Raw genomic sequence first — 23,629 nt, 5'->3', positions numbered from 1 at the left:
TTTTTAGCGGCGAAATATGTAAAATAGTGGCGCACAAAAAAAGCTTTGTTAAAATAGATTTGCCAAACCATTTATATATTGTATTTTTGCACTCCTTTTTAACAAAGAATCAAGAGGAAAAGGAAGCAAGTCAAAAATCATATAACACCTTTCATGATAATTGTTTAGCTCTTGTAGCATCATGGAATACAAATTTTAGACCAGTAAAATGGCAGAAGAAAAAGAAGCCGCCCAGGTAGAAGAAACTACCGAAGCAGTACAGGAAGTTAAAGAAACGAAAGAGAGCGCTCCCGCTCAAGATCCTCAAGAATTTTTAGAAAATTTTGATTGGGAGAAATACGAGCAAGGTATTGAGCGTGTTGAAGATTCCAAATTGGAAGAATTCGAAAAGTTGGTAACCGAAAATTTTGTGGATACCGCAGATGAAGAGGTTGTCGAAGGAACGGTAGTATACCTTACCGATAGAGAGGCTATTATAGATATCAATGCTAAATCGGAAGGGGTGATTTCCCTTAACGAATTTCGATATAACCCCAATTTAAAAGTTGGAGACAAGGTCGAAGTTTTAATCGATATACGCGAAGATAAAAGTGGTCAGTTGGTGCTTTCCCATAGAAAGGCCAGAACTATTATGGCTTGGGACAGAATCAATGGTGCCCATGACAAGGAGGAAATCGTTAGTGGCTTTGTTAAGTGTAGAACTAAAGGTGGTATGATTGTCGATGTTTTTGGAATTGAGGCTTTCTTGCCCGGTTCTCAAATCGATGTGAAGCCTATACGTGACTATGATCAGTATGTTGGGAAAACTATGGAGTTCAAAGTGGTTAAAATCAACCATGAATTCAAAAACGTAGTAGTATCGCACAAAGCATTGATCGAAGCCGATATTGAAGAACAGAAAAAAGAAATTATCAGCCAGTTAGAAAAAGGACAGGTATTGGAAGGTGTTGTCAAAAACATTACTTCTTACGGTGTCTTTATCGATCTTGGTGGTGTTGATGGTCTTGTTCATATTACTGATCTTTCATGGAGCCGAATCAACCACCCGAACGAGGTTGTTGAGTTGGATCAGAAATTGAATGTTGTAATATTAGACTTCGACGAAAACAAATCTAGAATTCAGTTGGGTCTTAAGCAATTGGAGAAACATCCATGGGATGCTTTGAGTGACGATATCAAAATCGGCGACAAAGTGAAAGGAAAAGTGGTTGTAATCGCTGATTATGGTGCATTTATTGAGGTGGTCGAGGGCGTTGAAGGCTTGATCCACGTATCAGAAATGTCATGGTCAACACATTTGCGTTCGGCACAAGACTTTGTGAAAGTCGGTGATGAAGTTGAAGCGGTTGTACTCACTTTGGATAGGGAAGATCGTAAAATGTCTCTTGGTATCAAGCAATTGACTCCTGATCCATGGACTGATATTACCACAAAATATCCTGTTGGTTCTAAACATAAAGGAATTATTCGAAACTTTACTAATTTCGGCGTTTTTGTTGAATTGGAAGAGGGTATCGATGGTTTGATTTATATTTCTGATCTATCGTGGACCAAGAAAATAAAACATCCTTCAGAATTTGTTAATGTAGGAGATAATATTGAAGTCGAAGTATTGGAGTTGGATGTTGAAGGTCGTAAATTAAGTTTGGGCCACAAGCAGACCACCGAAAACCCATGGGATAAATACGAGCAAGAGTTTGCCGTTGATACCGTACATAAAGCTTCGTTGACCGAGATAGTTGACAAAGGGGCCGTAATTGAGTTTAACGACGATATTACTGCATTTGTACCGCAACGTCATATGGAAAAAGAAGACGGTAAAAAACTGGGCAAAGGCGAAGAGGTCGAATTCAAAATCATTGAATTCAATAAAGACTTTAAGCGTGTTGTGGCAAGTCATACCGCTATCTTTAGGGAAGAAGAGCAACGAAATGTAAAAGCTGCCAAGAAGAGGGCCGCTTCTACAAATGAAGAAGCTAAAACAACCCTTGGCGATGCTAACGAGCAATTACAAGCATTGAAAGATAAAATGGAAGCCGCGAAAAAGAAGTAAATTTCCTTTTTGCTTAATAAGTTTAAGAGCCTTGGCGTTTTTCGCCAAGGCTCTTTTTGTTTCACCATAGCGGCACATTATTTCGAGAGAATTCCCTATTTTTGTAGCTCCATTGCGTTGATGATCTACTACATGAGTCAAAAAGTCTTACTGTCTTCAAAAGAAATAAGCATCATACTTCACCGTTTGGCCTGTCAACTCCTTGAAAATCATTTGGATTTCAGTAATACGGTTCTGATCGGAATACAGCCAAGGGGTATTTTTTTAGCGGAACGATTGACGAAAATTTTGAAAGAAGAATATGGTGTTAAGCATATTGATCTTGGTTTTTTAGATATAACCTTTTATCGTGATGATTTTCGGCGGGGCGATAAAACCTTGGAAGCGAACAAGACTAAAATTGATTTCTTGGTCGAGGATAAGAATGTAGTTTTTATAGATGATGTACTGTATACTGGCCGAAGTATTCGCGCCGCATTGACGGCCATACAATCTTTTGGCAGACCGGCAGAGATAGAATTGCTAACACTTATTGACCGTCGCTTTAGCCGGCATTTACCGATACAGCCTAATTACAGGGGAAGACAGGTCGATGCTATAAATGATGAGAAGGTTAAAGTTATGTGGAAGGAAAATGATGGTGAAGACGTTATATATTTGATAAATACTTAAGAAATGAGTGAATTGAGTGTAAAACACTTGTTGGGAATTAAATATCTGAACAAAAAGGATATTCAACTCATTTTTGAAACTGCAGACCATTTTAAAGAAGTTATCAATCGGTCTATAAAGAAGGTTCCCTCTTTACGTGATATCACCATTGCCAATATTTTTTTTGAGAACAGCACCAGAACAAAATTATCTTTTGAGTTGGCAGAAAAAAGATTATCTGCCGATGTTATAAATTTTTCCGCAGGTCAATCCTCCGTGAAAAAGGGAGAGACCCTTATCGATACCGTAAACAACATTCTTTCTATGAAGGTTGATATGGTGGTCATGCGTCATCCTAATCCAGGAGCGGGTATATTTTTGTCAAAACATGTAAAGGCCTCTATCGTCAATGCTGGTGATGGGGCCCATGAGCATCCTACACAGGCATTATTAGATTCGTACTCTATTCGCGAAAAGTTGGGTGATGTTGGTGGTAAAAATGTGGTGATCGTTGGAGATATATTACATTCAAGGGTTGCTTTATCCAATATTTTTGCGCTCAAACTCCAAGGAGCCAATGTCAAAGTATGTGGCCCTAAGACACTATTACCCAAATATATCGAATCTTTGGGGGTAGGGGTCGAGACAGATTTGAGAAGGGCATTGAACTGGTGTGATGTAGCCAATATGTTGCGTATACAGAATGAACGTTTAGATATCAGCTATTTTCCTACCACGCGTGAATATACCCAGCAATTTGGCGTAAATAGGGCAATGCTCGATAGTTTGGACAAGGAAATCGTAATTATGCACCCCGGGCCGATCAATAGAGGAGTCGAAATAACCAGTGATGTGGCCGACTCTAACCAGTCGATAATACTTAATCAGGTAGAAAACGGCGTTGCCATTCGAATGGCTGTGATTTATTTATTAGCTTCAAAGATAAAATAAGAAGATATGATTTTCGATAAAGACGGAACCACCACTTTGGTTTTTCAGGAAAACATTTCATTGCCAAAATTTTTAGAAAATTTACAAGGCGCATATGTAAATATTAAAAATGATAATATCATTGTAAATCTTTTCTCGTTTACCAAACTTACGGCAGGGGATGTCTTAGAATTTTTAGATTTTTCAAATACCCACAGAAAGGCAAAAAAATCATTTGTTTTAGTTACGGATAGGGTTTCGTTCGACGAGGTGCCCGATGAAATCTGTGTAGTGCCAACAATTCAAGAAGCTAGGGATATTATAGAGATGGAAGAGATAGAACGAGATCTCGACCTATGAAAAACTACCACTTGGCCCAAGTGAATATAGCGCGATTGTTAGCCCCGATCGATAGTCCTGTTCTGCTTGATTTTGTGAATAACCTAGATAGGATCAATAAACTAGCGGAGCAAAGTCCTGGATTTGTTTGGCGATTAAAGGGTGATGACAATAATGCTACTGCCCTAAGAATTTTTGAAGATGATTTCCTTATTGTCAATATGTCGGTTTGGGAATCTAAGGATGCACTGTTCCGTTTTACATATAGCTCCGAGCATGTTAAGGTCTTAAGGCGGAAGAAAGAATGGTTTTATAAAATGTCGGATATGCACATGGCACTGTGGTATGTCAAAGAGGGGCATGAACCTTCTCCTGACGAAGCTAAAAAACGATTAAAATACCTTAACGAAATGGGTGAAAGCCCATATGCCTTTACCTTTAGAAGCAAATATTCGGTTGCTGACGCAAAAGGCTTTGAGGAGCAAAACTAAGAACATTAAATAATGAAAATCAATATCTTAGGGTGTTATGCGGCGACCCCACGTACATTGACCAATCCGACTTCTCAGGTACTTGAAATTAAAGATCATCTTTTTTTAATCGATTGTGGTGAAGGCACACAAGTGCATCTTCGCAAAAATAAAATTAAGTTTTCCCGAATCAACCATATTTTTATCTCACACCTCCATGGAGACCATTTTTTTGGTTTACCCGGATTGATTTCTACCTTTCGCTTGTTGGGAAGGGATAGAGAGATGCACATCTACGGGCCCAAAGGAATTAAGGAGGCGATGACACTTTTGCTGAAGCTTGGTGATTCATGGACCAACTATCAGCTTGTTTTTCACGAACTTACTTCAAAAGAGCCTGAGCTTATTTATGACGATGATAAAGTAACCGTAGAGACCATTCCTTTAAATCATCGGGTCTATACAAACGGTTTTCTTTTTAAGGAAAAGTTGGCCGAACGTAAGTTGAATATTGAGGCTGTCGCCAAGTATAAAATAGATAAAGCATATTTTCAGAATATCAAAAACGGAAAGGATATCGAACTCGATAATGGTTCGACAATACCGAATGCAGTCTTGACTTTTAATCCCGCAAAGCCAAAAAGTTATGCTTTTTGCAGTGATACAAGCTATAAACCTGCCATCGTTCCTCAAATAAAGAATGTAGATGTACTATACCATGAATCTACCTTTCTAAAGTCTGAAATACATTTGGTGGCAAAGACAAAGCATACGACGGCCACTCAAGCTGGTTTAATCGCAAAGGCCGCAGATGTAGGTACCTTGATTTTGGGCCATTACTCCACACGGTATAAATCCATAGAACTCTTTAAAGAGGAGGCGCTTGAGGTCTTTGAAAATGTCGAGTTGGCAGATGATGGTAAAGTATTCGAATTTAAATGAGTCATTTTAGGCCTTTTGGTGCTCCATACTATTTCCTTCTGGTGGTAAACTCCCTTTTTTACAATTAACCCGGCTTAGGTAATTATTGTAATAATATGTGACAACTCTTTTTCATTCTACGATCTTTTTACAGAACTTTACATGTCTAGTACCGGTAAATTAAAGACATGCAAAAAGACCTAGGTGATTATAGAAAATCGTACGAGAAGAGTGCCTTGATGGAAGAAGCTATTTCCGACAACCCCATGGAAGTCTTTCAAAAATGGTTTTACGAAACAGAGGCTTCGGAGGCTGTAGAAGAGCCAAACGCCATGACGGTTTCGACTATCGGGCTTGATGGCTTTCCGAAAAACAGGGTGGTACTTTTAAAAAAGTTTACCTACGAGGGATTCATTTTTTATACCAATTACAACAGCGAAAAGGGAAAGGCGATTGCCAAAAACCCTAACGTTTGTATTTCTTTTTTTTGGCCAAATATGGAACGGCAGGTTATCGTTAAGGGAAAAGCCGAAAAGATAGCCGAAAACTTGTCCGATGGCTATTTTGAATCTCGGCCCGATGGAAGCAAATTAGGGGCGATCGTTTCTGAGCAGAGTAGCGTGATCCAATCACGGGAATCATTGGAATGGAACTTGAAAGAGCTTGAAAAAAAGTATGAAGGCAAGGAAATAGAAAGACCCGACTATTGGGGTGGTTATATTGTAAAACCTGTATCTATCGAGTTTTGGCAAGGCAGACCAAATCGGCTGCACGACCGCATACGTTTTACATTGCAAAATGACTTCGACTGGAAGATGGAGCGGCTGGCACCATGAAAGCAAGAGATTATTATTGAGTACATTATTACAGATATATTTTTTGATGATTGTAAGATCTTATCTGATTCTGTAATCTTAAAACCCGAGATTCATAACTATTGGTAACTGATTGTTCAACATTAAATTTTGGTTAAATGAAAACACTGATTTTGGTTCGACATGGTAAATCTTCATGGGAGTATTCTGTCAATGATAAAGATCGACCATTGCAAGAAAGAGGTATCAATGATGCCTTTTTGGTCAGTTCTTCCTTTAAATCCCAAGATGTAAAAATTGATGCAATTTATTCGAGTCATGCGAATAGGGCGTTGCACACCTGTATGATATTTTTAAGGGAATTGAACTTTGATTTTAGTAGATTTCAGCCAACGAAATGGTTATACGATTTCTCAGGTGATTACGTATTGCAGTTCATCAAAGAACTGGATAACAACTTTGATGCCGTAATGATTTTCGGACATAATCATGCCTTTACACATATTGCCAATTCTTTAGGAAATACCTATATTGACAACGTTCCGACTACCGGATTGGTGGCCTTGGAATTTGCCACGGACGATTGGGCCATGGTCAACAAAGGGGTAACAAAACAAACTATTTTTCCAAAACATTTAAGAGGATGATGAAAACCAAAAATCAATATGTAAATCGAGAAATTAGTTGGTTGTGGTTTAATGAAAGAGTATTGCAGGAAAGCGCCGATAAAAATGTTCCTTTGATAGAGCGTCTTCGATTTTTGGGTATATTTTCCAATAATTTAGATGAATTCTTTAAAGTGAGATATGCCACGGTAAAACGTATTGTCGAAGCCGGTAAAACGGGAAAAAGTGTTTTAGGCGGTGAGAAGGCCAAAGACATTCTTGCCGAAATCACCCAAATTGTAATTAAGCAGCAAAGCGAAAGTGTACGGGTGCTAAGAACGATAGAAAAAGAACTGGAGGCCCAGAACATTTTTATTATTGATGAAACCGAAATAGCGCAATCTCAGGAGGAGTTTTTGAAAAAATACTTCTTGGAAAATGTGAGTCCGGTTTTGATGACGATTATACTGAACGATTTGACCGAGTTTCCAGTATTAAAGGATACCGCGGCTTATCTGGCGGTGAAAATGGTGATGACAAATGGTGATATTAAAAAAGCTAAAGAAGCGAATCATATTCGCTATGCGCTAATTGAAATCCCCAAGGGCATTGGCCGTTTTATAGAGCTTCCGAAGGAAGGAGACAAGAATTATATTATTATTCTAGATGATCTTATCCGCTATTGTTTAAGAAACATTTTTAATATGTTTTCTTACGAATCGATATCAGCACATATGATAAAGATTACGCGGGATGCCGAGCTCGATATGGATAATGATTTGAGTAAGAGCTTTATCGAAAAAATATCGTCAAGTGTAGAACATCGCAAGATAAGCGACCCGGTTCGATTTGTGTATGATAAGAATATTGCGAAAGATACGCTCCGTTTTCTAAAGGATAAAATGAACATAGAAGATACCGATAGCGTAATTCCGGGAGGCAGGTATCACAACCGTAGGGATTATATGGGCTTTCCTAGTTTGGGAAGACAAGATTTACTGTACGATAAGATTAAGCCACTGCCCGTAGTGGGGTTAAGTATGGAGGGAAGTCTTTTTGAGCGAATAGCCAAAAAAGATTACTTGCAGTATACTCCGTATCAAACATTTTCTTACGTTATCAGATTTTTAAGGGAAGCGGCCTTAGATCCAAAGGTTAGAAGTATTAAGATTACGGTATATCGTTTGGCCAACGATTCTCAGGTGGCAGCGTGTCTTGTCAATGCGGTTAAAAACGGAAAGCAGGTCACCGTACAGATCGAGCTACAGGCACGTTTTGACGAACAGGCGAATATCGAGTACGCCGAACAACTACAGGCAGAGGGGGTCAAGTTGATTTTTGGAGTTCCGGGATTGAAGGTACATAGTAAAATATGTGTAATCGAACGCGAAGAACATGATCAAATAAAACGATACGGATTTGTCAGTACGGGTAACTTTAACGAATCGACGGCACGCATTTATACAGATTATACATTATTCACCGCCCACGATGAGATTCTAAAAGAATTGAACAAGGTCTTTGACTTCTTTGAGACCACCTATAAGATAAACAAGTATAAGCATTTGGTTGTTTCGCCCCACTACACTAAAAGTGTTTTTAAAAACCTTATTGACAAGGAAATTCAAAACGCCAGGGAAGGCAAGGAAGCCTATATTAAAATAAAGATGAACAGCTTTACTTCCTATAAAATGGTGGATAAATTGTATGAAGCCAGTAATGCTGGGGTGAAGATTCAATTGATTATAAGAGGAATTTGTTGTTTGGTGCCTGGGGTCGAGGGTATGAGTGAAAATATCGAGGCTATTAGTGTCGTAGATAAGTTTTTGGAGCATCCCCGTGTATTTATCTTTGCAAATGGAGGTAATCCGAAAATATATATTTCTTCAGCCGATTGGATGACCAGAAACTTAGATTATCGTGTAGAGGTAGGCTGCCCTATTTATGACGAAGATATCAAGCAAGAACTCATAGATACTTTTGAGATTTCATGGACAGATAACATGAAAGCTAGGGTTTTTTCTGAAAAACAAGATAATGCCTATCGAAAGAATAACAAAGAAAAGGTTCGGTCACAATTTGCTACCTATGATTATTATTTAAAGAAACAAAACACATAATATTTCTCTTGAAGGTTTGAAAACTTGTGGTAATCAATATAGGTTCAAATGTTACAGGGGCATTGAAACATATAGTTATTGACGGGAAGTGTAAAATAGTCCGTTTTCAAAAAAGGCTCTTTTTTAAGTGCCCGTTAGATCGGCTAAAGATTCTTTTATCGTCGTTGAGGTTTCCTAGAATAGTGCGGAGTGAACGATGTAACTTTCAAAATTTTAAGGTGTTGGTCGGTGTTCGCTAGATTCAGAGGGTTATGGTTTATGGCATCTTCCCGATGCGGGAGACTAACCATAGTATCGAGTCGTTGAAAAAATCAAAAAGATGCTTATTCCTGAAATCTGACTTTCAGATAGCCTTATAAAGGCGCTCTAACAAATGAAGAAATAGCATTTGTCAAAAATGGAAGCTGCTACTTGTTACCCGTGAATGCTCTCGGTCTTTCCCAAATTTTTCATTATTTCAGCTTCATAGTCCAGAAGATTTTGCCATTTTATATCTACTTCCTCCCGATTACCATATTTTCGGGCGAATCTTAAAAACATGACATAATGTGTGGCTTCGCTCACCATGAGTTTATGATAAAAATCGGCCAATGACTTGTCTTTTAGTTGTTCCGATAATAACCGGAAACGCTCACAACTCCTAGCTTCTATTAGGGCGGCATATAGTAAACGATGTGTCAATTGTGTAGTTCTACTTCCACCTTTAGGAAAAAATTTTAATAATTGTAGTACATATTCATCTTTCCGGTCGCGTCCTAATGTTTGACCTCTGGCTATGATCAAATCGTGCACCATTTTAAAATGAGCCATTTCCTCCCGTGAAAGGGCAATCATTTCTTCAACTAAATCGGTGTATTCTGGAAAACTGATAATCAATGATATAGCTGTGCTCGCCGCCTTTTGTTCGCAGTATGCATGATCCGTCAAAATCTCATCGATATTCTTTTCGACAATGTTTACCCATCTGGGGTCTGTCGGTAATTTTAACCCTAACATCATTTGTTACCTTTAACCGCAAAAATAGAAATAATGTCCTTAAGTTAGCAACACTGTGTTTTAGGGTAGCTATTTTTATTAGATTGGTTATCTTTGAGTGTTACTTTTAAGTGATTCGGGAGATTTTGATTTCTTTATATTGAAATAGACAATATCATATGCAGATAGATAGTATTGAACAGCAATTGAAAATGATTGTTGAATCAAATATTGAAGCAGAAAATTACAATTGGTTAGAAGGTAAAATAAATACCATTATAGCAAATAAGTCGACCAAAGACTTATTTATGACATACAGTCTTATCGCTTCTAAAATAAAATTGAAAAATGATTTGAATACGGCTATGGTCTCTAATGACCTTGGTCGTTATTTAGAAGTTCAGAAAGCCAACTTGCGAGAATTGAGTAGACTTTACTTATTAACAAAGGTTACCAATGCGGATATTGAATTTTTTACACCAAAAGTAGCCAATATCATTCAGGTGGCCGATACTGGTGAACTAGCGACATTTCTCAAATTTTTGATAGTATTGCCTCAATGCGAAAAATATAAATCGGTCGCTGTCGATACTTTGCGTACCAATATCGCTACGGTCTTTGATGCTATTGCGCTTAACAATCCATATCCCGGAAAGTATTTTGACGATAATCAATGGAACCAGATGTACTTAAAGGCTGCTTTTATGCCGCGTGATTTAAGTAAGATATGGGATGTTGATAAAAGAGCCAACAGTGAATTGGCTCGAATAATATCAGATTACGCCCATGAACGTTGGGCAGCGTCTCGAGAAGTAAACCCTTATTTTTGGAGACCCGTGGGCAGTTTTTTGAATGACATACTTTTAAAGGATATGGAACGGTTGTTTTTAAGTTCAGATCTAATAGAGAATAAGGCGGCAGCATTATGCTGTCATCGTTCTAAAAATCCCAAAGCAAAATCCTTGTTAAACTCCCACTTAGAATTAAAAGAGCAAATTGAAAATAACTCCCTTAGCTGGGAAACCTTAAAAGATTGAAGATGGATGACAAAATGATGTTTATTGACCCACATGTGCATATGACATCACGAACTACCGATGATTATCAAGCTATGGCACAAGCAGGTGTCGTTGCTATTATTGAGCCTTCTTTTTGGTTGGGCCAACCCCGTACCCAAGTCGGGTCGTTTCAAGATTATTATAGTAGTTTGGTAGGGTGGGAGCCTTTTAGGGCTAAACAGTTCGGTATACAGCATTACTGTACTATTGGTCTAAATTCGAAAGAGGCCAACAATGAAGTGCTAGCTGAACAAGTGATGGAACTTCTACCGTTGTACTTCCATAAAGAAAATGTGGTCGCCGTTGGTGAAATAGGTTATGACGACCAAACTCCGGCCGAAGACAAATATTTTCGAATGCAATTGGAAATGGCTAAGGAGTTGAATATGGTCGTACAGATTCATACCCCACATAGGGATAAGAAGTCAGGGACCATAAGGAGTATGGAGGTTTGTTTAGAGCACGGCTTGGATCCTTCTATGGTTATTGTGGACCATAACAATGAAGAAACGGTCAAAGATGTATTGGATCGTGGATTTTGGGCCGCTTTCACTATTTATCCCGAAACAAAAATGGGAAATGAGCGTATGGTCGCTGTAGTCAAGCAATACGGAAGCAAAAATATTATCGTTGATAGCTCTGCCGATTGGGGGGTTAGCGATCCACTTGCCGTACCGAAAACGGCATCTTTGATGTTGCGTTCTGGAGTGTCTAAGTCCGATGTGGTCAAGACGACCTATCAAAATGCACTAGACGCCTTTGGGAAAAACGGAAAGATGAAAGAATCGGATTGGTTACAGGCGGAAGGTATCAATCAAACGCAACTATTTAATGACAACAGTGTACTGAGAGGGCAACAACCTCGTGTCGATGATGACTTGATTAAATAATGAGTTCTTCTTTTCTTGGTTATATTCGATTAATGCGACCGGCCAACTTGCCGACCGCTGCAGCAGATATTTTGGCGGGAATGGCAATGGCCGGACTTTATTCGGAATGGGGCTATCATGATTTTAATTATGCCAATGTTCTGTGTCTCGTGACGGCATCCATCCTTTTGTATGCCGGGGGTGTCGTTTTAAACGATGTCTTTGATTATAAATTAGATAAAGTCGAACGCCCCGAACGCCCTATTCCCAGTGGAATAGTATCGTTGGTCAATGCGGCTTTATTTGGAGGGGCATTATTGGTAATAGGAGTAATCTGTGCTTTAATGGTCAATAATCTTGCAGGTGTTATAGCCCTGTTTTTGGCCTTGGCGATTCTGTTGTACGATTCCTTTTCAAAAAAATATGGAATTCTTGGTCCGCTGAATATGGGTGTCTGTAGGGGTTTGAATCTTTTATTGGGGATGTCCGTTTTTGGCAGTTTGGAATATTGGTACTATGCCCTAGTTCCCATCGTTTATATTGCGGCGATTACCTTGATAAGTAGGGGTGAAGTACACGGTGACAATAAAAAACATATCGTTCTTGCCGGTGTATTATATGCAATCGTGATTGTGGCAGTTTTGAGCTTATTTGTCTGGGGCAAAGAAAATGTGCTACAGGCAATTCCCTTTCTTATTTTATTTGCGATTATGATTTATCGGCCTTTAATTGGGGCCTTTAGGGACAACTCGCCCAAAAACATAAAGAAAGCCGTTATTGGGGGTGTATTATCTTTGATTCTGTTGGATGCATCTTTGGCCGTGGCATTTTCGCAATGGTGGTTTGCCTTGCCCATAATCTTATTATTACCTTTGTCTATCTGGCTTTCAAAATTATTTGCAGTTACATGAATAAAAACCCGATTTCGCAGTCCTTTGCGGTGAAGTACGAGTACAAACTCTATTTTACCGATAATCTTTTTTCGTTGGAGAATGCATTGTTCAAAACGGTCGTAGAACAGTTCAAAAATAATGGCCCCGTTAAATTACTATTTGTAATTGATGAAGGGGTGCACAATAATCATCCTGATTTGATACAAGAAATGGAAAGTTATTGTGGTGCTTTTCCTGATTCGCTCCAATATACCGAAAATTTAGTAGTACCGGGAGGGGAAAGGAGTAAGAACGACCATATGCATGTAGAAAGAATATTAAAGGCAATTAATTCTGAACGAATTTGCCGGCACTCTTTTGTGGTGGCCATTGGTGGTGGGGCAGTTGTAGATATGGTAGGTTATGCTGCGGCTATTGCTCACCGAGGCGTTAAGCTGATTCGTATTCCAACTACCGTGTTATCACAGAATGATGCTGCAGTAGGGGTGAAGAACAGTATTAATATTTTTGGAAAGAAAAACTTTTTGGGCACTTTTGCCCCACCTCAAGCTATCATTAATGATGGTAATTTTTTAAAGACCTTGCAGCATCGTGATTGGATCGCAGGTATTGCTGAAGGCATCAAAGTGGCTTTGATAAAAGATGCACAGTTTTTTGATTATATCGCTCAAAATGCCAAAAAGTTGGCAGGTAGAGATGATGAATCGATGCACTATTTGATTTATAGGTGTGCCGAAATGCATATGCACCATATCGCCAATGGCGGCGATCCTTTTGAGAGCGGCTCTTCACGACCCTTGGATTTTGGCCATTGGGCCGCCCATAAATTGGAACACATGACCCATTATCGTCTGCGTCATGGTGAGGCAGTCGCCATAGGCATGGCCTTAGACTTGACTTACTCCAAAAATATAGGACTAATTGATGAGAAGACCTTGACATCTATATTAGAGGTAATGGACAGCGTAGGGTTTGATTTGACTATTCCTTTAGACAATGATAGGGAGCGTGAGGAATTACTTAGGGGTATTCAGGAGTTTCGTGAGCATTTAGGTGGGGAATTGACGATTACGTTAATATCGGAAATAGGAAAAAAGGTCGATGTCCATGAAATTGATATGACTAAAATGCGGTCGGCGATCTTTGAAATGAACGAACGCGCTAAGTTAAAATTGGTCTAATATGAGAATTGTAGATGCGTATCACTTAAGCTATTGCTCGAATATTCATCCAGGAGAAAATTGGGAAGTAACTTTTTCCAATCTTCAGAAATACCTTCCGATTATTCGCGAGCAGGTAGCTGGTGATAGGCCGTTCGGAGTTGGTTTACGTTTGTCGAATACGGCCAGTGAAGAATTGGGCTTGGGAGAGACGCTAACGAATTTTAAAAATTGGTTATCCGAAAATAATCTTTATGTCTTCACTATGAATGGTTTTCCATATGGTAATTTTCATAATGAACGTGTAAAAGATATGGTACATGCTCCCGATTGGGGCACAAATGATCGTGTGGTATATACAAAACGATTGTTCGACCAATTGGCCGTGTTGTTGCCCGATGGCGTTGCAGGGGGTATTTCAACTTCACCCATTAGCTACAAACATTGGCATAAGACCACAAATAAGGTTGATACGGTGTTGAAAAAAGGCGCTGAACATCTAGTGGAAATAGCCTTGCATCTTTTTAAACTGGAAAAGACCACGGGCAAGTTCATGCACTTGGATATTGAACCCGAGCCAGATGGACTTTTTGAGAACAGTGACGAAGTAGTCAATTTTTTTGCAGACTATTTGGTGCCGATGGCAAAGGAAATTTTACCGGACAAATTAGGAATAGAAGCCAATAGTGTTGAAAATTTGATTAAGAAATACATAACGGTTTGTTATGATATCTGCCACTTTTCATTGGCGTATGAAAACCCCATCGACACTTTTAAAAAGTTTGCTAACTCAGGAATCGCTATTGGTAAGATTCAAGTTAGCGCAGCACTTAAAATATTAAACAACCCAGAGGAAACAGAGGCAATCTGGGAATCACTTTCCCTGTTCAACGAGCCGGTTTATCTACATCAGGTAACCGAAAAAGTTGGGGGTGAGGTGGTCACTTATAATGATTTGCCCATTGTTTTAAAGGAGAAAAAAGAATTCACCGAACTTCGGGCCCATTTTCATGTTCCTATATTTCTTGAGAAATTCGATAAACTTGATTCTACCCAAGATCAGATTTTGGCAGTTATCGATTATTTGAAAACCAACAAGATCAGCGAGCATATAGAAATTGAAACATATACATGGGATGTACTTCCCGAAGCGTTAAAAACCGATTTATCCGATTGTATTGTCCGTGAAATTAATTGGTTAAAAAATAAATTGTAGTTAAATGCATAAAACGGTCGTAATCAATGTAGTGGGGTTGACCCAGCGTTTGATAGGCAAACATACGCCATTTATTAAATCCTTTTTGGAAGCAGGAAAAGCCACGACCATTCACCCTGTTTTACCAGCAGTAACGTGTTCTGCCCAATCGACCTATCTTACTGGTAAATGGCCTTCGGAACATGGTATTGTGGGCAATGGATGGTATTTTAAAGACGAATGTGAAATAAAATTTTGGAGACAATCGAACAAACTGGTGGACTCTGAAAAAATTTGGGACAGCTTAAAAAAGGACGATGAGAATTTCACATGTGCCAATCATTTTTGGTGGTACAACATGTATTCGACCGTCGATTATTCATTAACCCCGCGACCTAATTATTTGGCCGACGGTAGAAAAATTCCTGATTTTTACTCGCATCCCGCAGGACTTAGGGATACCCTTAAAAAAGAATTGGGAGATTTTCCGCTATTTCAGTTCTGGGGGCCAAAAACCTCGATAAAATCTAGTAAATGGATTGCCGATGCGGCTATAAAAACAGATGAGCTCCATGACCCGACACTTACCTTGATCTATTTGCCCCATCTCGATTATAATTTACAGCGCCACGGACTAAATTTCGACATTATTTCCAAAGATTTGGAAGAAATTGATATGGAAGTCCAAAGGTTGGTCGAATACTATGATGCTAAAGAAACCAACATCGTACTGCTTTCTGAGTATGGTATCACTGATGTAAGCCATCCGATACATCTTAACCGAGAGCTGCGTAAATCGGGCTATTTGAACATCCGTAAAGAACGCGGACTGGAACTTTTGGATGCTGGTGCGAGTCGGGCATTTGCCGTTGCCGACCACCAAATAGCACATGTTTATCTTAACGATACTTCTTTAAAAGCAGATGTAAAAGAATTATTAAAGCAGGTCAAGGGTGTAGAAAAGGTACTCTCCGATGATGAAATCGTCGCCGCGAACTTAAAGCATGATCGCTGTGGGGATATTGTAGTCATCGCAAACAAAAAGTCGTGGTTTACCTATTATTTTTGGTTAGATGATGCAGTGGCACCTGATTACGCGCGAATGGTCGATATTCACAAAAAGCCGGGTTACGATCCTGTTGAGATGTTGACCGATCCCAATGATAAGTTGGTGATGTTGAAGGTAATCTGGAAATTATTGAAAAAGAAACTGGGTTTTCGAACAGTTTTGGATATTATTCCTATTGATGCTACTTTGGTCAAAGGATCCCATGGCAGGGTACCAGAAGACAAAGAAGATTTTCCGATACTTATTAGTAACCAAAAAAATCTTATCCCTACGGAAACCGTGTTGGCCACCGATGTTTTTGATATATTGGGAAAACATGTTCGAGGTTAGGATCTAAACGAAGTTAGCTATGGATACTTTCTTTAAAATACTGGCATTTGGTTTTTCGGCACTCTTTATTTGGGCGGGAGCACTGCAATACAATGACCCCGATCCCATATTATGGTATGTTGTTTACGGAGCAGCTGCTCTTGCTTCGTTAATGTTCGCTTTAAAAAAATTGCCTTTGTGGATGGCACTGATGCTGTTTTGTATTTTTGTAATCGGCGCTTATGTCGATTGGCCCGCTCAATTTGAAGGGTATGATATTGGAGGCGGAGATATTAAGAATATCGAGATGGCTCGTGAATCTTCGGGATTATTATTATGTGCCCTGATAATGTTGATGTATGCTTGGCGTATTCGAGCTGGATGGAGGCGTTAAAGATCTAAATCGAATTCTTTTCGAAGAAGATCGATAGCCGGATTCTTTTGCCGAAGTTTTTCATATTTTTCTTCAGGAGTAAATGCAAATTTCTTTGCGGTAGTCTCATTGACCGTAATCTTCAGCCGTATATGATAATTATTGAGTTTGAGCTTTAAATATTCCATTAAATCATACTGTTCCCGCTCAATCTCTGTTTTCATGGTGCTATTTGGCATCTCTAGCCACAGCGTGTTTTCGTTTCGTAATTTTGGGGTGTCGGCACTCAAGTTTGAAGCCAATATCTTTTGTCCTTTGGTATCGATTATTTCCACAAAATCTGTCCAATGCTTAAGCATATCTTCCTCAGTGAACGAATCTTTTGGCAGCTGGTCAGGTTCGAATTTCACCTCTTTTTTATTAAGCTGGTGTTCCTTTTTCGCCTTTAGGCTCGATAAGGAAAGTCCTGATACTTTTTTTGCGGTTACATTGATATTTATCTTTTTGGTCTCAGGTTTTATTGTGGTGACCACTGCTTCATTGGAAGGTGAATTCGATGGCATGTCTTGTGGCCTTTCCTCAGGAATAACGTTTGGCACCTCTTGCTTCTCAAGGATGGGTTCTTTTTTTTCTTCAGAAGAAATATTGGGTATTGTTTCCTGTTGTGTGATTTTTTCCGCTTGCGGAGTAGCCGTTGGTGATGTTTCGGAAACCTCCTCTTTAAAATAGGATGCCGGTACTAAATCAACCGTACTATTGGCAAGTGCTAGTGATTCAGGATTTTTTTTTTGGCCATCAAAATCGATGGAAGCTAATTTCATGAGGGTCAACTCGACCAGTAACCGCTGGTTCTTGCTTGTTCGATAATTTAAATCACAATCATTGGCAACATCGATGGCTTGCAGTAAAAAACGGCTTGAAGTTTTCTTTGATTGTTCTAAATATTGCTGTTTCGCCGTTTCGCCGACTTCTAGCAATTCTATAGTCTGTTGATGTTGGCTGACCATGAGATCCCTGAAATGTGATGCCATGCCCGAAATAAAATGATGACCATCGAACCCTAGCGCCAAAGTCTTATTGAACAATACCAATAAGTGGGGAATATCGTGTTTTAATATAAGGTCGGTGGCTTCAAAATAAGTGTCGTAATCAAGTACGTTCAAATTTTCGGTGACCGCTTTTCGGGTTAAATTCTTTCCACTAAAACTAACTACCCGATCAAATATCGAAAGGGCATCACGCATCGCACCATCTGCTTTCTGTGCTATAATATGAAGTGCATCGTCTTCGGCTTCTACACCTTGATTTTCAGCTATGTATTTAAGGTATTCGCTGGCGTCTTTTACCGTAATCCTCTTAAAATCGAAGATTTGGCATCTAGAAAGTATCGTAGGGATTATTTTATGTTTCTCGGTAGTTGCCAAAATGAAAATAGCATGTTTTGGCGGTTCTTCCAAGGTCTTTAAAAAGGCATTAAATGCCGACTGTGACAACATATGTACCTCATCGATGATATAAACCTTGTATTTTCCTACTTGCGGAGGAATACGTACTTGGTCGGTAAGGTTTCTGATATCGTCCACAGAATTGTTAGAAGCGGCATCAAGCTCGAAAATATTAAAGGCAAAATCTTCGTCTTCCTTTTGACTGCCATCTTGATTGATGTTCTTTGCTAAAATACGTGCGCAGGTAGTCTTTCCGACACCACGTGGTCCACAGAACAACAGCGCTTGCGCCAAATGATTTGTTTCAATGGCATGAAGCAGGGTATTGGTAATTGCCTGTTGCCCTACAACATCTTTAAATGTCTGGGGACGGTATTTGCGTGCAGATACTACAAAAGGTTCCACTTTGAGTCACTTTAATCGAGCGTTTGAGCTATGCTCGAAGGGTTAATATACAAATATAAAAATCACTTCGTATTTGGGTGTTGGTTTTCTATAGTTTCAATATTTACTTATCAACAATTCGTCTACCTTTGTGGCAAGCAGGCTACCCTATCGATTTGTCTTGGATGAATTTCAAGATAAATAGGAAAGTCCGGACACCATAGTGCGGCATAGCGGGTAACACCCGTCGTTCGTCTTTTGACGAAAAGGACAAGTGCAACAGAAAGCAAGTACAGTTCGGCTGTAGTGAAACCAGGTAAACTCTATGCGGTGAAACGTCATGTAAATCGGTGTTTGAGGGCTGCACGCCCGAGCCGAAGGGTAGGCGGTTTGAGCTTTTGGGCAACCAATGGTCTAGATAAATGATAGGGATTCACCTTTTGGTGAAAACAGAATCCGGCTTATGGCCTGCTTATTTTAATGAGACAGCATTTTTTACAAAAAAATGCGTAGTCGAATTAACCCTGAGCGCAGCCGAAGGGTCTCTTCAATGTTTTCTCTCCGGCGAAGGTTATTTTTACAAAAAAATGCGTAGTCGAATTAACCCTGAGCGCAGTCGAAGGGTAGTAGTGGAAAATGTGTAAATTTATGATGTTTCGTTATCCTTAAAAAAACTAAAAACGCTTCCCCCGTATTTTCGGGCATTCGAAAAATGGGCCAAATGGCTGAGATCGGTATGCTTTGAATGTTCAATTATCAACATACCATCATCTAAAAGTAATTTTCGTGTAAATATCAGTTCTGGTATTTTTTCAAAATCTTCTAAAGGCATGTCGTAAAAAGGGTCTGCAAAAATTATATCGGCCTTTATTGTCGATTTTTTAAGAAATTTGAAGACATCGCTCTTAATGGCATCAATTCGAAAATCAAAGGATTTGGCAGTTTGGTCGATGAACTTTACGCAGCCGAGGTCTGCATCTACCGCAGTAATTTCTTCAGATCCTCTTGAGGCGAATTCGTAAGCAATGTTTCCTGTGCCCGCAAAAAGATCAACGACTGCCAGGTCACTAAAATTATAGTGATTGTTGAGAATGTTAAAAAGCGCCTCTTTAGACATATCGGTCGTTGGCCGAACAGGTAGCTTTTTTGGAGCGAGAATCTTTCTTCCTTTATATTTTCCTGAGATAATGCGCATTATAAGGCGTTTAAAACGGTGAAATCTATAGAAGCACTCCCCAAATCGGTTACGGGGTATTGCAACGAACTTGAAGGGACGAATATAGATACCAGTTTTACATAATCATAGCAGAGTTTATAAATGTCGTCTTCTTCATCAATGGCTCCAAAAAGCTTCAATTGTACTTGTTCGGTATCTAGTTTCAACTGTTCCATTGTAAACAGTAAATAGTAGATAAAATCTTCTTTGGTGACAAATTCGAAACTATTGTAGAGTAATAATTTTTTGTCAGAAATAACGGTGATGTCCATTTGATGCGCTGCCACATGTACGTAGCATACAGGTTCTTTGGCATGGGTATGGCCATTTAGTAATGATTCTACCATCACCGTGCCACTGTGCTTGAATTCGAACTCCCCGAACAGGTCGTATATGTAATTGTTGATGTTCACAAATGGAACATAGACATTCACCATTTCATAACTGTCTATTTCATCGTAAGCCAGATGATCGTTAGCAAGAATTTTTGCATTGAACTTTAAATAATTGGGCAGTTCGTCAGCACTGAACAATGATTTTGGAACTAAGCTGAACAACGTATTTCGATGAATGACGATAATTTCGGAAAACCGGTCTTTGGTAACATTGTTCTTTTTAAATACACTTTGCAACTCCTTCTGTACCTCATAGGGGGTGTACTGTTTGTTGAAAAATATGTTCTCTGACGCCAATATTGAATTATCCAGAGTATCTAAAACACAAAAAGAAAGTCCATTCAAGCTAACTTGAATGGACAGTTTATAAAAATTTTGGGTAGTTCCCCCGTTATTGTTGTTCACCTTTTTTATCATAAATAGGTGGCCAGTTACCACTAGTACTAACATCTTCTAACGACCCTACTCTTATAACGCTTCCGTTTACCTCGTCAACGCCTATTTCGGCATTCTCTTTGGCCAATAAATCTTTTGGTTGATCACCAAGTATTACATTTTTTTCAACTTTCGCCTCAAAAACTGGTGCCTTATAGCCACTTCTTTCGATGACGGCCGATTTCATTTCAAATTTTTCACCGCTTGTAGCAGTAGGTACGTTCATCATGCTTTTGTAACGATCGTCACTCTTAAAAAGAGAATCTTTTACCGAAACAAAGCCAAGTGTATCGATAAGTACCGTATCCTTCGGCATATCGATTTGAAAGACTTTATTGTACCGTACGAAAGAAGAATCACGTTGCTGTGTAATGATATATTTACCTGTGTCAACAAAACTAATCAGGTCATTAAAATCTTTGGCGTACTTTCCGTTTACTGTTTTGTAAGCTTCTTGCGAATTTCTAATGTCTTTTAAGCTGGAAACTACTTTGGCAAAGCGCTCTTGCTTGACCTTGTTGAACTCAATTGGTCCGGTTACCGACTTGTAGATTAGGTAACCTAACCCGATGCAAACAATCCAAAGTAAAATTTGTGCAATGGTCTTCATTTCTTAAGTGTTAATTAGATTTAGTGGTCAACACAAATCTACAATTTTTTTATAAACCTCCTAATTTTTATAAAAGGATTTTGTTTGGTCTAAAATAGAGCCAACCCTTCATTTTTATTCTTCTGAACGATTAAAATACAGATGGTCAGTGTTTTCCGCCGGTTAATGGGTTCAGGCTATTGATCTGTCTATTTTTGTTTTTTAATGTCTACTATGCACTATTCCCTACTGCTGATGAAATGATACCTATATTTACAATTATATGAACAAGATGAATGCGGCATCTTTTTATGCCATTTTAAAAGATAAATTTCCCCATGAACCGACCTTGAAACAAGAGATCGCGCTTCAAAAAATGGCAAGTTATGTGTTGTCTGGTGAGAAAGACGATGTTTTCTTGTTAAAAGGGTTTGCGGGGACAGGTAAAACTACTCTCGTGGGTACCCTGGTCAATAGCCTTTGGAATACCAGAATGAAAACGGTTTTATTGGCACCTACAGGGCGTGCCGCCAAAGTCATGTCGAATTATGCAAAAACTCAGGCATTTACTATTCATCGCAAAATATATTTTCCGAAAAAGCAGGGTGGCGGCGGAGTTCAATTTGTAATGGCCCCGAACAAGCATAGAAACACGATATTTATCGTAGATGAAGCATCGATGATTCCTGATGCTCCAACTGATTCGAAATTATTTGGTAACGGATCGTTGTTAGATGATTTACTAATGTTTGTTTATGCAGGTTTTAATTGTAAGTTGATTTTGATAGGCGATACCGCTCAATTACCCCCTGTGCACTTAGATATTAGCCCAGCCTTGGATGCCGACAAATTGTCGTTGAATTACAATAAAGAGGTGATTGGTTTAGAATTGGACGAGGTAATGAGACAATCGGAAGATTCTGGTATATTGGCGAATGCTACCTTTCTTAGAGAGCAGCTTCAGGATGAATTTTTTGAATCGTTTCAATTCGACGTTTCACCATATAAGGATATCGTTCGACTAATCGATGGTTATGAGATACAGGAAGCCATTGATGCTTCTTATGCCCAGAACGGAAATGAAGGTACCGCACTGATAGTGCGTTCTAATAAGCGCGCTAACCTGTATAACAAGAATATCCGCTCTCGAATTTTATTTCTTGAAAATGAGATTGCACCCGGCGATTATATGATGGTCGTGAAGAATAATTATTTTTGGTTAAAGCCTAATTCAGAAGCCGGTTTTATTGCCAATGGAGATATTATTGAGGTTTTGGAGATTTTTGCAATTAAAGACCTTTATGGTTTCAGGTTTGCCGAAGTAAAAGTTCAAATGGTCGATTACCCCAATCAAAAACCTTTTGAAACGGTACTATTGTTAGATACTATTGATGCCGTAACTCCTTCTCTTTCGTATGAAGATGGAAACCGACTTTATCAATCGGTTATGGAAGACTATGCCGATGAGAAATCAAAGTACAAGAAGTTTCTAGGGGTAAAATCGAATAAATACTTTAATGCCTTACAAGTTAAATTTTCGTATGCCATAACTTGTCATAAATCACAAGGGGGGCAATGGGATACCGTTTTTGTCGAACAACCGTATTTGACCGATGGGGTTAATAAGGACTATTTAAGGTGGTTGTATACTGCAATTACAAGGGCTAAACATCAATTGTACCTGATAGGTTTTGCCGATGATTTTTTTGTTGATTCGGAATAGGTTAAATTCGTATCGCCTAAAAGCCATTGCTGCGTTCCCTAAATGATGAAAGATGACCTCTGAAACGATTATAAGTATTTTTCTTGGTATTGGGCTAGCGGCTTCCGTGGGCTTTAGGGTATTCTTGCCATTGTTTGCCCTTAGTTTAGCTTCGTATTTTGATGTATGGGAGTTAAACCAGAGTTGGCAATGGATTGGAAGTTTAGCTGCGGTAGTCGCTCTAGGAGTAGCTACCATATTTGAAATTTTTGCCTATTTTATTCCTTTTGTAGATAATATGTTGGACAGTTTGGCAATTCCTTTGGCGGCAATTGCGGGCACAGCTGTTATGGTGTCTACAGTGGCCGATTTAGATCCAGTGGTGACTTGGTCTTTGGCGATAATAGCGGGAGGCGGTACGGCAACCGCCATTAAGGGGGCGGGCGCAACCGGGCGTTTGGCATCGACTGCTACAACCGGTGGTTTGGCAAACCCTATAGTTTCTACTGCCGAAACGGGAACAGCCTTGGTAATTTCGACAGCTTCTATTTTTGCACCTATTCTCGCCGCTGTTTTAGTAATCATTATTCTGGTTATTATATTCAGAATATATCGAAAATTGCGCCCTCGTATAAATACCTAAAGTTTTAAAAGATAT

At 39.1% G+C, this 23,629-nt stretch carries 23 protein-coding genes and 1 other RNA gene; 19 read left to right on the top strand and 5 right to left on the bottom strand.

Annotation, left to right across the window (positions count from 1 at the left end; genetic code table 11):
* Window positions 1-208: 208 nt before the first annotated feature.
* The 9 genes from rpsA (at window position 209) to ppk1 (ending at window position 8,904) form a co-directional block, all read left to right on the top strand.
* Window positions 209-2,053: a 30S ribosomal protein S1 gene (rpsA, locus tag AACZ88_RS17780; protein ID WP_339713133.1), complete on the top strand. Its 1,845-nt coding sequence runs from the start codon at window positions 209-211 to the stop codon at window positions 2,051-2,053.
* Window positions 2,054-2,185: 132 nt separating this feature from the next.
* A complete protein-coding gene (pyrR, locus tag AACZ88_RS17775; protein WP_339713130.1) occupies window positions 2,186-2,725 on the top strand; it encodes a bifunctional pyr operon transcriptional regulator/uracil phosphoribosyltransferase PyrR in 540 nt (179 codons plus the stop codon).
* Between the two features lie 3 nt (window positions 2,726-2,728).
* On the top strand, window positions 2,729-3,655 hold the full coding sequence (locus tag AACZ88_RS17770) for an aspartate carbamoyltransferase catalytic subunit (protein ID WP_339713127.1): 927 nt from the start codon (window positions 2,729-2,731) through the stop codon (window positions 3,653-3,655).
* A gap of 6 nt (window positions 3,656-3,661) precedes the next feature.
* Entirely contained in the window at window positions 3,662-3,994 is a 333-nt protein-coding gene (locus tag AACZ88_RS17765; protein WP_339713123.1) for a ribonuclease Z, read from the top strand.
* On the top strand, window positions 3,991-4,464 hold the full coding sequence (locus AACZ88_RS17760; protein WP_339713120.1) for a DUF3291 domain-containing protein: 474 nt from the start codon (window positions 3,991-3,993) through the stop codon (window positions 4,462-4,464). Before AACZ88_RS17765 ends, AACZ88_RS17760 begins: the two co-directional genes overlap by 4 nt.
* A gap of 12 nt (window positions 4,465-4,476) precedes the next feature.
* Window positions 4,477-5,385: a ribonuclease Z gene (locus AACZ88_RS17755; protein ID WP_339713117.1), complete on the top strand. Its 909-nt coding sequence runs from the start codon at window positions 4,477-4,479 to the stop codon at window positions 5,383-5,385.
* A 167-nt stretch (window positions 5,386-5,552) separates the two neighbouring features.
* The gene (gene pdxH / locus AACZ88_RS17750) at window positions 5,553-6,200 is read left to right on the top strand and encodes a pyridoxamine 5'-phosphate oxidase (protein ID WP_339713114.1); all 648 of its coding nucleotides are present in this window, start codon (window positions 5,553-5,555) and stop codon (window positions 6,198-6,200) included.
* A gap of 137 nt (window positions 6,201-6,337) precedes the next feature.
* Window positions 6,338-6,826, top strand: a complete 489-nt coding sequence (locus AACZ88_RS17745; protein WP_339713111.1) for a histidine phosphatase family protein — start codon at window positions 6,338-6,340, stop codon at window positions 6,824-6,826.
* Window positions 6,823-8,904 (top strand): polyphosphate kinase 1, encoded by a 2,082-nt coding sequence (gene ppk1 / locus AACZ88_RS17740; RefSeq protein WP_339713108.1) that lies wholly within the window; start codon window positions 6,823-6,825, stop codon window positions 8,902-8,904. Before AACZ88_RS17745 ends, ppk1 begins: the two co-directional genes overlap by 4 nt.
* Before the next feature lie 414 nt (window positions 8,905-9,318).
* On the opposite strand, the gene AACZ88_RS17735 is transcribed toward ppk1, so the two are convergent.
* The gene (locus tag AACZ88_RS17735; RefSeq protein ID WP_339713415.1) at window positions 9,319-9,900 is read right to left on the bottom strand and encodes a tRNA-(ms[2]io[6]A)-hydroxylase; all 582 of its coding nucleotides are present in this window, start codon (window positions 9,898-9,900) and stop codon (window positions 9,319-9,321) included.
* Between the two features lie 158 nt (window positions 9,901-10,058).
* On the opposite strand from AACZ88_RS17735, the gene AACZ88_RS17730 reads away from it, so the two are divergent.
* The 7 genes from AACZ88_RS17730 to AACZ88_RS17700 are packed head-to-tail and all read left to right on the top strand — an operon-like array spanning window position 10,059 to window position 16,826.
* Window positions 10,059-10,916: an EboA domain-containing protein gene (locus AACZ88_RS17730; protein ID WP_339713106.1), complete on the top strand. Its 858-nt coding sequence runs from the start codon at window positions 10,059-10,061 to the stop codon at window positions 10,914-10,916.
* A gap of 2 nt (window positions 10,917-10,918) precedes the next feature.
* Window positions 10,919-11,827 carry a TatD family hydrolase gene (locus tag AACZ88_RS17725; protein ID WP_339713104.1) on the top strand — a complete coding sequence of 303 codons (909 nt, stop codon included), beginning with the start codon at window positions 10,919-10,921 and terminating at the stop codon, window positions 11,825-11,827.
* Complete coding sequence (eboC, locus tag AACZ88_RS17720) at window positions 11,827-12,717, top strand: UbiA-like protein EboC (protein ID WP_339713101.1); 891 nt, start codon at window positions 11,827-11,829, stop codon at window positions 12,715-12,717. Before AACZ88_RS17725 ends, eboC begins: the two co-directional genes overlap by 1 nt.
* The gene (locus AACZ88_RS17715) at window positions 12,714-13,880 is read left to right on the top strand and encodes a 3-dehydroquinate synthase (protein ID WP_339713099.1); all 1,167 of its coding nucleotides are present in this window, start codon (window positions 12,714-12,716) and stop codon (window positions 13,878-13,880) included. The genes eboC and AACZ88_RS17715 overlap by 4 nt, the downstream gene beginning before the upstream one ends.
* 1 nt (window position 13,881) lies before the next feature.
* Complete coding sequence (eboE, locus tag AACZ88_RS17710; protein WP_339713096.1) at window positions 13,882-15,075, top strand: metabolite traffic protein EboE; 1,194 nt, start codon at window positions 13,882-13,884, stop codon at window positions 15,073-15,075.
* A gap of 4 nt (window positions 15,076-15,079) precedes the next feature.
* Window positions 15,080-16,453, top strand: coding sequence for a nucleotide pyrophosphatase/phosphodiesterase family protein (locus AACZ88_RS17705; protein ID WP_339713093.1), 1,374 nt, complete (start codon window positions 15,080-15,082; stop codon window positions 16,451-16,453).
* Between the two features lie 19 nt (window positions 16,454-16,472).
* Window positions 16,473-16,826 (top strand): transmembrane 220 family protein, encoded by a 354-nt coding sequence (locus AACZ88_RS17700; protein ID WP_339713090.1) that lies wholly within the window; start codon window positions 16,473-16,475, stop codon window positions 16,824-16,826.
* Here AACZ88_RS17700 and AACZ88_RS17695 read toward each other — a convergent pair.
* A complete protein-coding gene (locus AACZ88_RS17695; RefSeq protein ID WP_339713088.1) occupies window positions 16,823-18,655 on the bottom strand; it encodes a DNA polymerase III subunit gamma/tau in 1,833 nt (610 codons plus the stop codon). The genes AACZ88_RS17700 and AACZ88_RS17695 overlap by 4 nt on opposite strands.
* 134 nt (window positions 18,656-18,789) lie before the next feature.
* On the opposite strand from AACZ88_RS17695, the gene rnpB reads away from it, so the two are divergent.
* An RNA gene (gene rnpB / locus AACZ88_RS17690) (RNase P RNA component class A) lies at window positions 18,790-19,113 on the top strand.
* A 167-nt stretch (window positions 19,114-19,280) separates the two neighbouring features.
* On the opposite strand, the gene AACZ88_RS17685 is transcribed toward rnpB, so the two are convergent.
* The 3 genes from AACZ88_RS17685 to AACZ88_RS17675 are packed head-to-tail and all read right to left on the bottom strand — an operon-like array spanning window position 19,281 to window position 21,290.
* Window positions 19,281-19,829 (bottom strand): RsmD family RNA methyltransferase, encoded by a 549-nt coding sequence (locus AACZ88_RS17685; protein WP_339713085.1) that lies wholly within the window; start codon window positions 19,827-19,829, stop codon window positions 19,281-19,283.
* Window positions 19,829-20,650 (bottom strand): DUF3822 family protein, encoded by an 822-nt coding sequence (locus AACZ88_RS17680; RefSeq protein ID WP_339713083.1) that lies wholly within the window; start codon window positions 20,648-20,650, stop codon window positions 19,829-19,831. Before AACZ88_RS17680 ends, AACZ88_RS17685 begins: the two co-directional genes overlap by 1 nt.
* Window positions 20,637-21,290, bottom strand: coding sequence for a hypothetical protein (locus tag AACZ88_RS17675; RefSeq protein WP_339713080.1), 654 nt, complete (start codon window positions 21,288-21,290; stop codon window positions 20,637-20,639). The genes AACZ88_RS17680 and AACZ88_RS17675 overlap by 14 nt, the downstream gene beginning before the upstream one ends.
* Window positions 21,291-21,552: 262 nt before the next feature.
* Between AACZ88_RS17675 and AACZ88_RS17670 the strand changes: the two genes are divergently transcribed.
* Both AACZ88_RS17670 and AACZ88_RS17665 read left to right on the top strand, forming a co-directional pair.
* The gene (locus AACZ88_RS17670; RefSeq protein WP_339713077.1) at window positions 21,553-22,992 is read left to right on the top strand and encodes an ATP-binding domain-containing protein; all 1,440 of its coding nucleotides are present in this window, start codon (window positions 21,553-21,555) and stop codon (window positions 22,990-22,992) included.
* 52 nt (window positions 22,993-23,044) lie between these two features.
* Window positions 23,045-23,614: a DUF4126 domain-containing protein gene (locus AACZ88_RS17665; RefSeq protein ID WP_339713075.1), complete on the top strand. Its 570-nt coding sequence runs from the start codon at window positions 23,045-23,047 to the stop codon at window positions 23,612-23,614.
* Window positions 23,615-23,629 lie beyond the last annotated feature (15 nt).

This window comes from uncultured Kriegella sp., from assembly GCF_963975415.1.
Taxonomy (GTDB): Bacteria; Bacteroidota; Bacteroidia; order Flavobacteriales; family Flavobacteriaceae; genus Kriegella.
This window is presented reverse-complemented; position numbering and strand designations above follow the sequence as displayed.

Excerpts from the sequence above, each read along its gene's own strand:
- AACZ88_RS17685 (WP_339713085.1), bottom strand. The coding sequence starts at position 19,829 with ATGCGCATTATCTCAGGAAAATATAAAGGAAGAAAGATTCTCGCTCCA.
- AACZ88_RS17760 (WP_339713120.1), top strand. The coding sequence starts at position 3,991 with ATGAAAAACTACCACTTGGCCCAAGTGAATATAGCGCGATTGTTAGCC.
- AACZ88_RS17730 (WP_339713106.1), top strand. The coding sequence starts at position 10,059 with ATGCAGATAGATAGTATTGAACAGCAATTGAAAATGATTGTTGAATCA.
- AACZ88_RS17770 (WP_339713127.1), top strand. The coding sequence starts at position 2,729 with ATGAGTGAATTGAGTGTAAAACACTTGTTGGGAATTAAATATCTGAAC.
- AACZ88_RS17665 (WP_339713075.1), top strand. The coding sequence starts at position 23,045 with ATGACCTCTGAAACGATTATAAGTATTTTTCTTGGTATTGGGCTAGCG.
- eboE (WP_339713096.1), top strand. The coding sequence starts at position 13,882 with ATGAGAATTGTAGATGCGTATCACTTAAGCTATTGCTCGAATATTCAT.
- AACZ88_RS17735 (WP_339713415.1), bottom strand. The coding sequence starts at position 9,900 with ATGTTAGGGTTAAAATTACCGACAGACCCCAGATGGGTAAACATTGTC.
- AACZ88_RS17765 (WP_339713123.1), top strand. The coding sequence starts at position 3,662 with ATGATTTTCGATAAAGACGGAACCACCACTTTGGTTTTTCAGGAAAAC.
- AACZ88_RS17725 (WP_339713104.1), top strand. The coding sequence starts at position 10,919 with ATGGATGACAAAATGATGTTTATTGACCCACATGTGCATATGACATCA.
- AACZ88_RS17755 (WP_339713117.1), top strand. The coding sequence starts at position 4,477 with ATGAAAATCAATATCTTAGGGTGTTATGCGGCGACCCCACGTACATTG.
- rpsA (WP_339713133.1), top strand. The coding sequence starts at position 209 with ATGGCAGAAGAAAAAGAAGCCGCCCAGGTAGAAGAAACTACCGAAGCA.
- AACZ88_RS17745 (WP_339713111.1), top strand. The coding sequence starts at position 6,338 with ATGAAAACACTGATTTTGGTTCGACATGGTAAATCTTCATGGGAGTAT.
- AACZ88_RS17670 (WP_339713077.1), top strand. The coding sequence starts at position 21,553 with ATGAACAAGATGAATGCGGCATCTTTTTATGCCATTTTAAAAGATAAA.
- eboC (WP_339713101.1), top strand. The coding sequence starts at position 11,827 with ATGAGTTCTTCTTTTCTTGGTTATATTCGATTAATGCGACCGGCCAAC.
- pdxH (WP_339713114.1), top strand. The coding sequence starts at position 5,553 with ATGCAAAAAGACCTAGGTGATTATAGAAAATCGTACGAGAAGAGTGCC.
- pyrR (WP_339713130.1), top strand. The coding sequence starts at position 2,186 with ATGAGTCAAAAAGTCTTACTGTCTTCAAAAGAAATAAGCATCATACTT.
- AACZ88_RS17705 (WP_339713093.1), top strand. The coding sequence starts at position 15,080 with ATGCATAAAACGGTCGTAATCAATGTAGTGGGGTTGACCCAGCGTTTG.
- AACZ88_RS17700 (WP_339713090.1), top strand. The coding sequence starts at position 16,473 with ATGGATACTTTCTTTAAAATACTGGCATTTGGTTTTTCGGCACTCTTT.
- AACZ88_RS17715 (WP_339713099.1), top strand. The coding sequence starts at position 12,714 with ATGAATAAAAACCCGATTTCGCAGTCCTTTGCGGTGAAGTACGAGTAC.
- ppk1 (WP_339713108.1), top strand. The coding sequence starts at position 6,823 with ATGATGAAAACCAAAAATCAATATGTAAATCGAGAAATTAGTTGGTTG.
- AACZ88_RS17675 (WP_339713080.1), bottom strand. The coding sequence starts at position 21,290 with ATGAAGACCATTGCACAAATTTTACTTTGGATTGTTTGCATCGGGTTA.